Here is a 12,291-nt window from a genome sequence, read left to right on the forward strand (position 1 = left end):
GCTGTCAATAGCAGTCTTGAGGCTTGACAGCGGCGATTTTGACCCTAAAATCACGGCATATGACTGATTCCGTCCAACGGAAAAAAAAGAAGAAACACAACCTCGTCAAGGATTTGCTTGCCTACCTTGCACTGCGCATCCTCGTGACGTTTCTTTATTTGTTCGATGTCGAGACCAATCTGAAAACTGCTTGCTTTCTCGGCCGGTTGTTATGGAAATACTACCATCGCGGCCGGAATCGTGCTTTGGACAATCTTCGTGCCAGTTTCCCTGAAAAGAGCGAGCAATGGGTCTGGGAAACAGGCCGGCGAAGCTTTGAACATATTGTAATGTTGGCGGTGGATGTGCTGTTCACACCTCGATTAGTAAAAAGACACAACTGGCGGAATTACTCGCGGTACAAAAATGTGGAGAGGACCAAATGGCTGATGCAGGAAGGCCGGGGGCTGCTGATAGTCGGGGCCCATTACGGCAACTTCGAAATTGTGGGCTACCTGATGGGGTTATTCGGTTTTAATGTTTATAGTATTGCCCGCCCCTTAGACAACAAGTTCATTAACAATTACCTTTACGAAGTTCGCCAGCAAATGGGGCAAAAAATAATCGACAAAAAAGGTGCAGCGAAACTGATGGACAAAGCTGCCTCAACCGGCGCGACTTTATGTTTCATCGCCGACCAGGACGCTGGCAAAAAGGGAATCTTCGTTGACTTCTTCGGCCGAAAGGCCAGCACCTATAAAAGCATAGGATTAATTGCCGCCACAAATAATATTCCTATAGTGGTGGGATACAGCAGAAGAATCGGAAACCGTTTCTTCTTCGAAATGGGGGTCGAGCGTATTATTTTCCCCGAGGAATGGGCCGACAAGGAAGACCCCCTCGAATGGATTACGGCTGAATACACCAAAGCGATTGAAAATTTCATACGTGAAGACCCCAGCCAATACTGGTGGTTGCACAGGAGATGGAAGCACCAGCCGAAAACAGCTGCACCTAAGCAGCAGTAAATTGTATTATATCAAATAATGAAACCGAAAATTCTCCTGTTAAATCCGCCGATTTATGATTTTGCCGCTTATGATTTTTGGTTAAAACCATACGGCCTGTTAAGCGCAGCAGGATACCTTCGCGGCAAAGCTGAATTTATCATCTTCGATTATCTCGACCGTCTGCATCCATTTATGACCGGGCGGAAAGAACTGAAATTTGACAAATGGGGACGGGGCCGGTTTTACTTTGAAAAGGTTACACGCCCCCCCTGCTTAGCACAAATCCCAAGGTATTTTCGTCGGTTTGGCCTGCCCCGCAGTCTTTTTCAGAACTTCCTTACAAAACAGCAGCCGTGCGATTTTATATTTGTTCAGACGATGATGACCTATTGGTACAACGGCGTTCAGGAAGTAATAGAGGATGTTCGCAAGACTTGGCCGAAAGCAAAAATCGTACTGGGCGGCAATTACGTTACTCTCTGTTACAATCACGCGCAAAAATTAGGAGCGGATTTTTTGGTGCGGGACGCCGACTTACAGCTACTATGGGAGTATCTAAACATCACGCCGGACTTGAAACAACCGGCATTGTGGGAGGCATACGAAAAGCTAAATGTCGGCGTTCTGAAATTATCCGATGGCTGCCCTTTTAACTGCACTTATTGCTCGGTGCCGAATATTTACGGCAAATTCGAAGCCCGGCCGATGGAGCACTCATTGGCTGAATTGCAGCTTTTGGTAAAACTCGGCGTCGAGAATATCGCCTTCTATGATGACGCCTTGCTGTTCGATGCTGAAAAAGTCTTAATTCCATTTTTAGAAGAGGTGTTGAGGCACAGTATAGAGGTAAATTTTCATACGCCAAATGCTATTAATGCGCGCTTTATCACGAGCAAATTGGCAAAACTGATGGTGCAGGCCGGATTTAAAACCTTTTACCTGGGTTTCGAGAGCTCTTCTCCGGAATGGCAGCAGCGCACCGGCTCGAAAGTCTTTAGCGATGAGCTTGCGCAGGCAGTCAAACACCTCACCGCTGCCGGAGCGGAGCCAACAAATATTACCGCCTATCAGATTCTCGGCCATCCTTACACCGATATCCAGGAACTGGAAGCTTCTATGCATTTTGCGAATAGTCTGGGCATTCGAGGAATGCTGGCAGACTTCTCGCCGATACCCGGAACGCCTGACGGCGAATACTGCCGCAAATGGGTGGATATGAATGAGCCGCTGTTTCATAACAAGACCGCATTCCCGAATATCCTGCTGGGCTTCGACGAAACAAACCGCCTGAAAGACCTGCAGCGGCAATTAAATCGAAACGTTGATTAAACAAGGGTTGCTTATATAATGTAAACACTATCAAGGAGCAAGCTAATGAAAAAGAAAAGGTCTATTGCGATTCTCACAGGCGGCGGCGATTGCCCCGGGACAAACGCTGTAATCAGAGCGGTTGCTAAAAAGGCCATTATTGAGCTCGGGATTGAAGTTATCGGCATAGAGGATGGCTTCGAAGGTCTTATTAACCGCAGATGGCGGAAACTTCATTATGAGGACGTCTCGGGAATTCTGACTATCGGAGGCACGATATTAGGCACATCCAACAAGGCAGACCCATATAGATTCGCTGTCGGAAAAGGAAAAAAAACGCAGTTTCGTGACGTTTCTAAAACAGTTATCGCAAACCTGAAAAAGATGGGAGTTGAGTGCCTTGTGTGCATCGGTGGAGACGGCACATTATTTATAGCAAACAGATTTCATAAGGACGGCATCCCTATTGTGGCTGTGCCGAAGACAATAGACAATGACCTGCGGGGCACAGATGTGACGTTTGGTTTTGATACAGCCGTCTCGATTGCGACAGAGGCCATCGACAGGGTGCATACCACGGCCCAGTCGCACCATCGAGTGATGATTGTCGAGGTGATGGGCCGGACCGCCGGCTGGATCGCCCTATATTCCGGCGTCGCGGGCGGAGGCGACATAATCCTTATCCCTGAAATCCCTTACAATATTGACTCCGTGGTCAGCAAAGTCAAAGGCAGAAACAGAATGGGCAAAAGGTTCAGCATCGTGGTTGTCTCCGAAGGAGCAAAACCAAAAGGCGGCGAGGTCGTAATACAGAAAATCGTAAAGAATAGTCCTGAGCAGGTCCGCTTAGGCGGGATAAGCTTTGTATTGGGGCATCAGATAGAACAGGTAACCGGCATAGAAACACGGCAGGTTGTGCTGGGGCATTTGCAGCGAGGCGGCTCTCCCACACCAACAGACAGGGTTCTTGCGACCCAACTGGGAACAAAAGCGGTCGAACTGATTGAGAATAGGCAGTTTGGATATATGGCAGCGGTGAAGGGAAACGATATAGCCGCTGTTAAGCTTGAAGAGATTGCCAAAGGCCCCCGAAATGTTCCGCTTAAACACCCGCTGATAATCACTGCACGGGCGGTTGGCACGTGTTTTGGTGATTGAAACGTAGCCTACCGGCATTTGATTTTTCATTCCAAATCCCGTATATTTATCAACTTATGAGTACCAGATAAAAACTAGACAGGAGAAAGTTATGGCAAAAAATTCTCTAATGCGAGGTCTTGGCTATAAGGTAATTCTGTTCGCAGCCGTCGTCGCCCTTGCGGTGCCCTGCCCGGCTAAAACGCCTTGCGGGAAAACCGCCTTAGCTAAGTCATCTGACGGCAAGCTGATTAGCTACAACGTCTTCGGAAAAGGCAATGTAACTCTTGTGTTCGTCCACGGCTGGAGCTGCGACAGCAGGTATTGGCAATATCAAATTCCGTATTTTGCCAAAAAATATCAGGTTGTTACCGTTGACTTGGCAGGACACGGCCACTCAGAACAGACCCGAAAGGTGTATTCGCTGGAAAGTTTCAGCGAAGATGTAAAGGCTGTAGTTGAGAAACTTGATGCGAAAAAAGTTATTCTCATAGGCCATTCGATGAGCGGCGAAATCGTCGCAAAAGCCTCGACACTAATGCCCGGCCGTGTCATAGGCATTATCGGCGTTGATACTATTCAAAATGTCGAGGATACTATGCCTGAAGAGCAATTTGACACAATGACTACAGGGCTGAAAACGGATTTTAAAGGCACAGTCAAAAATTTTGTGGAATCGATGCTTGGCAAAGATATGAAGTCGGAATTAAAGGAATGGATTATAGATGATATGTCCGCGGAGCCGCCGGATGTTGCTGTCAGTGCATTTGAGGAATATGTTGAAAAATTTGAAAATAATGGGATTGCGAACCTTTTCAAGGAAGTAAAAGTGCCGGTTCACTGCATCAATGCAGATCTTTGGCCGACGAATCCCGAAGTAAATCGCAAATATATAGCCTTCTACAACGTCGTTTTTATGAAAAACGCCGGACATTTTATTATGCTGGAGCGCCCGGCCGAGTTTAACAAACTGCTCGATTCCAACATCAAAGAATTATTAAAACAAAAGTGAAAAACATTAAGAAAAAAATCTTAATTAAAAGTTTTGGGTGTCAGATGAACAAGCTGGATACGGCTTTGGTTACTTCTGCACTTAAAAAAGCAGGGTTTAGCTTAACTGACGATGAAAAAGACGCTGATGCGGTTTTGATAAACACCTGCTCGGTGCGCCAGCATGCGGAGCAGCGGGTTATTTCACATCTTGGACATCTGAAACACATCAAAAAATCAAAGCCGGATTTAGTGGTCGGGGTAATCGGCTGTATGGCGCAGCGGATGGGAGCGGAACTGCTGGAAGATAAGACGGTTGATATAGTTTGCGGGCCGGCGCAAATACCGCAAATTACAGAACTTGTAACTAAGGCACTGCAGGAAAAGAAAAGGACTATTTCGATAACGGAAAAAATCCGCCAGACGTCAGCGGAAGACCAGGCGATGGAAAAATTCGAGATGGTTTCAGACGGCGATGATTCGCAACTTCCAGCACAGGCGTATGTTAGGGCGATGCGGGGCTGTAATAATTTCTGCACATACTGCATTGTGCCGTATGTCCGCGGACCTGAGGTATCGCGCCCACCTGAGGCGATAATCGAGCAGATAAAACAACTGGCAGGCAGCGGCGTGAAAATGGTTACGCTGCTTGGGCAGATGATAAATGCTTATAGATACGATAGTTATTGCCTGGCGGATTTGCTCAATATGGCCAGTGAAATCGATGGGATAGAATGGATAAGATTTGTCACAAGTTACCCTGCAGAAGAGTTTTACGAGCAGATTCTAAAAGCGATGGCGGAACTGCCGAAGGTATGTCATTACCTGCATATGCCGGCACAAAGCGGCTCGGATAAAATCTTAAAAGCGATGAACCGTAACTATACGGCAGGCAAGTACTTAGAGCTGATAGAAAAGGCGAGAGAAATTGTGCCGGGGATTGCGATTTCGGGCGACTTTATGGTCGGCTTTCCGGGCGAAACGGAAGATGATTTTGAGCAAACCGTTAGTCTCGTTGAGAAAACAAGATATAAAAATTGCTTCATATTCAAGTATTCGCCGCGGCCGGGGACGGCGGCGGAGAAAAGATTGCAGGATACTGTGCCGGAAGAAGTTAAGAGGCAGCGCAACATTAAACTGCTGGCGGTGCAGGAAAAGATTAGCGATGAATTAGCGAAAGAATATTTGGGGACAGAAGTGAAAGTTTTGGTTGAAGGGCCAAGCAAGAAGGCAAACGTAAATACTTGTGAAAAAAATGGTTTCGTTCAACTGGTCGGACGGACGGCGGATGATTGGATAGTCGTATTCGACGGGCCGGTGAGTTTGGCTGGGGAGTTCGCAAAAGTGAAAATAACAAAGACAAGTCCACTAACTCTTTTCGGGGAAATGTAGTAGAGGTGCAAACCGGCGTGTCCGCTTTAATTCGCTTCGTATTCAACCACAAAACCAATTATTCACCATCCGGTCTTGGCCAAGGCTGCGGTGGAGGAATTTTAGGATAAGGTGGTGAAAAAGGTTCTCCAGGTGTTCTTCTTTCCGGGGGTTTTGGTGAAGGTACTTGTTTTGGTGGAGGTGTTGGCTTACTCGGTTTTGGATTTCGCTCATTCATCGTAATGCTTCCCATTAAGCAAATAAAAGTTTAGAAATACTCAGTTAAATAGAGGATTTTGTAGGAATATAAAAATTCTCTTCAGGTAACTCTCTATTTACTTGGTCAAAACATGCTTTTTGCAGTTTTGAATCAATGTCTTCGATAGGTTCAGATACTGAAACTTTTTCCTCCTGTCTTGCTATATTTTTAAAAGTGCTCACCATTGCAACGGAATAACATTCATCTCTGCGTATATCGTTACTAAGCTGTTCCAACTGATGATCAAGCGACCGATATTGTGTAACTATCCCCTGTAAGTTAGCTACTCTATCTGATAACTTAAGGAGTGGCTTTGCTATACTTAATAAAGCAGTTATGGCAATTAATACCTTCCAAATAACTGCACCAGGCGAGGTTTGCCAGAAAAACAATCCAGCAACAGCCGAACCCGGAGCTGTAACCATAATAAGGTATTCGAATGCCAAATTAAAACGGTGAGATCGGATAAGCTTCTTAGACCAATATTTAGTATTTAGTCTACAGTCTCTATATAAGTCATAAACCTCCCATACTGGATAATCCTTCATTCCGCCCATATATCGTTTCCCCACTTATAAATTACATAATAGTTTTAATATAAACGATTATTCTTCTATTTTTCAAGACAAAAAAACAGATTTTTGCTGTTGCGTCCTCCAGTTCGGCCATCTTTTTTGTTTAAAGGGGGTATCCCTGTTTTCAGGGATACCCCGAAATGCGCCACAAGAGAGGATTGTCAACACCATGACCCCATGCGTGTAAAGCATGAAGTCGTCTTGAAGCACACCACAAAAGAAAGTTGTTAACCCTAGCAAGGGGGTATCCCCGTTTTCGGGGATACCTCGAAGCGTACCACGCCCCGAATCATTTTTGTCAAACTCAGTCCCGGACATATTTACAGATTTGGTGATTTGAAATGTCGCAGCCTTCTACTTGAATTCTGTTTTACGTGTATGCCTACAGCATAATTATTGTATTTCCTCATTACCTGCCCCATTGTTCAGAGTGTCGTTTACTCTAATGGGGCGGCCTCCGGCAACACTTCGCAATACATATTTTTCTTTGTGCCTGTGTGCCTTTGCCCCTTTGCGCCTCATGTTTGACTTCAATCAAATGCGCATATACCTGCCCTCCAAAACCCCTTTTCTTTAAATATTTTTTACTCCTTTTCTCACCTCGAGTTACGAGGGCCGAGCGACAAGCGACTAGCTCATTTTTCGCATCATTCGCGCAAGTCCCTCCAACAGTAGAGAGACAGTCTCTCTTGAAAGGAATTACTAATGAGCGGCTTCCAATAACCAATTAATACTTAATTTATAATTTACTTTTCTTTTTTTCTCTGTGGCCGAGTTTCGGCAGCGGAGATTTTCTGTTTATAGCGGAAAAATCAATCAAAATGAACAAATTATGCAAAACAAACCCAATTTCCAAAACGCCTGAAATGCTCGTAACTTCAGTATTTAGCGTGACTAACAACCAAAAACTGCAAACTGCCGACTCGAAAAAACAAACCCAAACAAAGCCAATTTTAAGGGACAGGCGGCGCGGGTAGAACGGGGTTGCGTAGGTGAGCCGGAGAGGGTATTATACAATCGCCAAGAACGGAAAAACATCGGGTCAAATTCAGAGTTGAGAAAAGAGCAAATATGGAAAAAAAGTCATTCCATCCACAGATTCTTTTAGGTGCGCTGCTGGTTTTTCTGTCGGTGGTTTTCTATGTTCTGCATTATATAATCTTTCGCGACGCACATCATATATTCATTTATTTAGTGGGCGATATCGCGTTTGTTTTTATCGAGGTGCTGCTTGTTACGCTGATTATACATCAGGCGCTGAGCATGCGGGAAAAGAAGGCGATGCTCAAGAAACTGAATATGGTCATCGGGGCGTTTTTCAGCGAGGTTGGCATGCCGCTGCTGAAATACTTCTGGGCGTTCGACGCCGAGGCCGAGAGCTTCGGCAAGCACCTGAATATCGATAACGGGTGGACAGAGGAGCATTTCGACAAGATGGAAGAATTTCTCAAGGAAAGGGAATTCAAGATTGACGTTCATAAGGGCAATCTCGAAGAGATGCGAAGCTTCGTTATCGACAAGAGGGGTTTTTTACTCAGATTGCTGGAGAACCCGAACCTTCTGGAGCACGAGGAGTTCACGGAGCTGCTCTGGGGGGTGTTCCATCTGGCAGAAGAACTGTCGCACAGGGAGAGTGTCAAGGGCCTGCCTGATACCGACTATGAGCATCTGGCGGGTGACATAAAGAGGGCTTACGGCCTACTTGTACGTGAATGGCTAAGTTATATGGAGCACCTTAAGGGCAATTACCCATATCTATTTTCTCTGGCCATCAGGACCAATCCTTTCAATCCTCAGGTATCGGTGGAGGTTAAATAATCCGTTTATTTGGCGGGAAAAGCGGGTTTTCGGATTGATATTTTGGTTTTGGATTCCGCATCCCCAGCAAGTACGGAATGACAAAAGCAACCCCCCAACATAAAGTTTGGGGCTAACCGAACCCCGTCATCATCCGCCAGAGGCGGATAAAAGATGACGGGGCTAAACTAATCAATAAAGAAGTTACTCTTCGCAGCCTGGGAAGGATATCTCGTCCAGCCAATTGGATACAAAGACGGCGAGGTCTTCAAAACCGACAGAGCCATTGCGGGTAATATCGGCATAGCCACACCAGTCGGGGCTGGTGCATGGGGTTTGCAGCCAGTGAGAAGCGAAATAGCTAAAGTCGTACATATCCACCGCACAATCGCTATCCAAGTCACCTTCAATCACATTGAGGTTGACGAAAACGGCATCCGGGTACGGGCTTTCATCAGGGTCATTGCTGTAAACCTGCAACTGCCCTCTTCCGGCACAATAACAGCAATCCAATTCCACGGTAACGGGCTGGTTGGCTTCCGGCGGGATACTATAAGGAAGGGCCGGTGATATTCCAACGACCCAGGCGGGTACGTCTTCGATATCGGTTACATTAAGAGTTGACGTTCCATCATTGTAGATAGTGAAACTGCCGAAGGGGTCCTGCGGACAATTATCGTCAAACGACAACGGCTCAATGCGAATGTCGGGCACAACACCTGTCAGGCAGATACTGAGGTCCATACCCATAGGCTCACCTATTTCGCCGTAGTCAGACCAGGAATTGCCGTCGCCGGTGTCTGAAGTTATCCACATAAACCAGCAATCTTCAGCACCCGCACCCGTAATTGAGACCCATCCATCGGTGAGCGAACAGCATGGTGAAAGGTCGTCGACGCTGCAGTAGTTCAACTGGTTTAGGCGGCCGCCAAAATCGTAGTAAATACCGGTGGAGGTAACAGAAGCGACGACTTCGTAAGAGCAGACGTCTGTGCCGGGCCGGCCGTTATCATCCTCGTAGAAACCAATTACGAAGACGGGGGCAGGTTCGATACAGTCCTCGAACTCATAATCGACCTGGAAACCCCACCAGTGAATATCGCAGATTGGGCCTGCAAGACCAGCGAAGTTTTCGTAAACGTGTCCACCCAAAACGGCCTCGCTGATAGGTCCTGACCACGGGTCAGCCGGTCCGTGTGCAGGCTGGCCGAAGAGTGTATCGTTTGGACACTGAAGTGTCTGGCCGCTGCCGCAGGGCGGGTCGAGGTTGGCGCAGAGAGTATCGGCAGCGAAACGGCCCGTGCAGTTTTGCTGAGCAACGCCGTCCCGGCAAATACCGGTAACATCATCACAGCAGGCACCGACGACCGCTGAACTGCCGGTAATATCAAGCTCATAAATACCGTTCTGGGTACCAAAGCCATCGACCACGATATAATAGGTATTGCCGGCGATAAGAGTTAAACCTTCTATAAGTGATTTAAAATAGTCATCACCACACGCATCATCACTGCAGGCAATTTGCGTGCCCGATTGATAAGCGCCGCAGGAGTTTTCGTATACGTAGACTTTGGTGTCATACTCTGAATCGCAAAGAGAAATGTCAATGACCTGGTTAGTGGCGGGAGTGTATGAATAAACCACATCAGGGGCACCGGGGGCATCGAATGGACAAATTTCATCGTAGTCGTCATTGGCTCCGGTTGTAACCCCCGTAACGCTATAAGGCAGTGAAGGAATTACGGTAGCATTCGAGCAGTCGTCCCCGGCATATCCGCCGCAGGGAGGGATTAAATCAGCACAAAGCGTATCAGCGGAAAACCGGCCTGTACAGGCCGACTGTTCGACGCCGTCCTGACAAATGCCTGTGGTATCATCGCAGCAGGCACCGGTAGTCGTACTTACCTGAGTGACATTTATTTCGTATTCACCGGCATAGTCGCCATAACCATCAACGACGATATAGTATGTGTTGCCGGCTGTAAGACTGACGTAAGGCAATTCCGATTTATAACCATCATTGCCGCAATCGTCATCACTGCAGGCGATTTGTTCTCCTGAATCCGGCGCGCCACAGGTGCCTTCGTATACAAACAGTCTTGTGTCGTAGGATGAGTTGCAAAGGTCAATGCTGATAACCACGTTTGAAGCCGGGGTATATGAGTAAACGACATCCGGCGCACCACCATTGTCGCTATACGGACAGATTTCGTGGTAATCATCGGTCTGGCCGGTGGTATCACCCGTGTCGCTATACGGAAGCGAGGCAATTGCTACGGCAGTTGCACAGGTATCGCCACCCTGAGACCACCCGGTTTGCGGCCAAACCGACATAAATAGACAGACCAGCCCCGCTACAACAATTTGACTTTTTGAGATTTTCCTCATCGCACACCTCCTGGACAAATAAACCCTTGATTCGAAAGACCGTGACAGAATACGCATGTTCGGGCATCCTAACGGACAGAACACCTGTTTGTCAAGTATTGTTTATAAAGTTTTCGGGCCAGCCAACCCCTTTTGTAGGGCCAAAGGTGTGGTTTTCGGCTCTTTGATTCGACTTGGGGACCTATATTTTTTTGGAAAAATGATATTTATTTGTTGCATATTGTAATTATTCTGCTTTAATAGGACGAAGTATATATTAAATAGTACGAGAAAAGGGGATATAAGCTTTCATCTCTCAAGAGTATGCCCCCTATTAAAAAAGTATGGAGAGATATTATTTTTTGACGGCCTGTAACAAGGCCCAGGAGAGTACAAGTGAGCACAGGTACAGTAAAATGGTTTAACGCAAGCAAGGGTTACGGATTTATTTCTCCGGACGACGGAGGCGAAGATTTGTTCGTCCATCATTCGGAAATAAAGACCAACGGCTACGCATCATTAGATGAAGGCCAAAAGGTCCAGTTCGAGGTCGGCGAGGGCAAAAAAGGCCCATGTGCGACCAACGTGGTTCCGGCGTAAGTTAGAGTAAAGCGTTGAAAAACCAAAAGCCCTGCTAAGCCGCGGGGCTTTCTTTTTCCTCTAAAAGCAAAGTATCCTTTAACCTGCCTCGGTTTTTTCCTCAACAGGATTATGCAGAGTGCCAGCGAGGCCGCCGGGAGTTTTTTAAATTCGTAGTTGACAGAGGGCGATTTTGCCAATAAACTTTTCCTCTTTCGTTTTTCGACAGGAACTTTTTCGATGAGTAAAAATAAAACAAACAATCAGAAACATTCAGCCAGCCGGCGGGCGGGTACGAAGTTCGTGCGCCTGATGATGAGGTTTGTCGAGGTACAGATGATGAACATCGACCTTAACGATACCCTGCAGATAAAGGAGAACAGCCCTTAGAAGGAATTTGATATTTTTTGAGGTAAGAATAAAAGCCTTCCAGGGCAAGAAGTCCTGGAAGGCTTTTTTATTTGGCAAAAAGAGAAGGAAGCACAATTATGGAAATTAGAGAACTGACAATTAAGAATTACGAAGAGGTCCTAACGCTATGGGAAAGCAGTAAGGGAGTCGGTCTGGACAGCGATACCGACACTAAAGAAAGAATCGAGATATACCTTCAGCGCAATCCCGGCCTGAGCTTTGCGGCATTCGAAAAAGGGAAAATTATCGGGGCAGTATTATGCGGGCACGACGGCAGACGCGGATACCTGCACCATTTGACTATCGCTGAGGCGCATCGCAACAAAGGAATCGGCGCCGCGCTGGCAGATAAAGTAATTTCGAAACTGCGGACAATCGGTATTCGGAAATGCAACATATTCGTTTTCGCCGACAACGCGGGCGGTCAAGCGTTCTGGAAAAGAAACGGCTGGGTCGAACGGACGGACCTGAAAGTTATGACCAAAGATATTCCGCCGTAAAGCTGACA

General features: G+C 46.7%; 11 protein-coding genes. 9 read left to right on the top strand and 2 right to left on the bottom strand.

Features of this window, described 5'->3' with window-relative positions; genetic code table 11:
• The first annotated feature begins 38 nt into the window (after positions 1-38).
• The 5 genes from PHG53_04885 (at position 39) to miaB (ending at position 5,816) form a co-directional block, all read left to right on the top strand.
• Complete coding sequence (locus PHG53_04885; GenBank protein MDD5380959.1) at positions 39-1,007, top strand: lysophospholipid acyltransferase family protein; 969 nt, start codon at positions 39-41, stop codon at positions 1,005-1,007.
• 18 nt (positions 1,008-1,025) lie between these two features.
• Entirely contained in the window at positions 1,026-2,318 is a 1,293-nt protein-coding gene (locus PHG53_04890) for a radical SAM protein (GenBank protein MDD5380960.1), read from the top strand.
• A 45-nt stretch (positions 2,319-2,363) separates the two neighbouring features.
• Positions 2,364-3,455: a 6-phosphofructokinase gene (locus PHG53_04895; GenBank protein ID MDD5380961.1), complete on the top strand. Its 1,092-nt coding sequence runs from the start codon at positions 2,364-2,366 to the stop codon at positions 3,453-3,455.
• A gap of 91 nt (positions 3,456-3,546) precedes the next feature.
• The gene (locus PHG53_04900) at positions 3,547-4,446 is read left to right on the top strand and encodes an alpha/beta hydrolase (GenBank protein MDD5380962.1); all 900 of its coding nucleotides are present in this window, start codon (positions 3,547-3,549) and stop codon (positions 4,444-4,446) included.
• Positions 4,443-5,816 (top strand): tRNA (N6-isopentenyl adenosine(37)-C2)-methylthiotransferase MiaB, encoded by a 1,374-nt coding sequence (gene miaB / locus PHG53_04905; GenBank protein ID MDD5380963.1) that lies wholly within the window; start codon positions 4,443-4,445, stop codon positions 5,814-5,816. Before PHG53_04900 ends, miaB begins: the two co-directional genes overlap by 4 nt.
• Positions 5,817-6,077: 261 nt before the next feature.
• Here the strand turns inward: miaB and PHG53_04910 are convergent, their stop codons facing one another.
• Positions 6,078-6,611, bottom strand: coding sequence for a hypothetical protein (locus PHG53_04910; protein ID MDD5380964.1), 534 nt, complete (start codon positions 6,609-6,611; stop codon positions 6,078-6,080).
• Between the two features lie 1,089 nt (positions 6,612-7,700).
• Between PHG53_04910 and PHG53_04915 the strand changes: the two genes are divergently transcribed.
• Positions 7,701-8,447 (top strand): hypothetical protein, encoded by a 747-nt coding sequence (locus PHG53_04915; GenBank protein MDD5380965.1) that lies wholly within the window; start codon positions 7,701-7,703, stop codon positions 8,445-8,447.
• A gap of 183 nt (positions 8,448-8,630) precedes the next feature.
• Here PHG53_04915 and PHG53_04920 read toward each other — a convergent pair whose 3' ends face one another.
• Positions 8,631-10,814: a hypothetical protein gene (locus tag PHG53_04920; GenBank protein ID MDD5380966.1), complete on the bottom strand. Its 2,184-nt coding sequence runs from the start codon at positions 10,812-10,814 to the stop codon at positions 8,631-8,633.
• A 375-nt stretch (positions 10,815-11,189) separates the two neighbouring features.
• Here PHG53_04920 and PHG53_04925 point away from each other — a divergent pair, with 375 nt between their 5' ends.
• From PHG53_04925 to PHG53_04935, 3 genes are all read left to right on the top strand, one after another.
• Positions 11,190-11,393 (top strand): cold-shock protein, encoded by a 204-nt coding sequence (locus tag PHG53_04925; protein ID MDD5380967.1) that lies wholly within the window; start codon positions 11,190-11,192, stop codon positions 11,391-11,393.
• 219 nt (positions 11,394-11,612) lie between these two features.
• A complete protein-coding gene (locus PHG53_04930; GenBank protein MDD5380968.1) occupies positions 11,613-11,762 on the top strand; it encodes a hypothetical protein in 150 nt (49 codons plus the stop codon).
• A gap of 98 nt (positions 11,763-11,860) precedes the next feature.
• A complete protein-coding gene (locus PHG53_04935; GenBank protein MDD5380969.1) occupies positions 11,861-12,283 on the top strand; it encodes a GNAT family N-acetyltransferase in 423 nt (140 codons plus the stop codon).
• Positions 12,284-12,291 lie beyond the last annotated feature (8 nt).

Source organism: Phycisphaerae bacterium (genome assembly GCA_028714855.1).
Taxonomy (GTDB): domain Bacteria; phylum Planctomycetota; class Phycisphaerae; order Sedimentisphaerales; family Anaerobacaceae; genus CAIYOL01.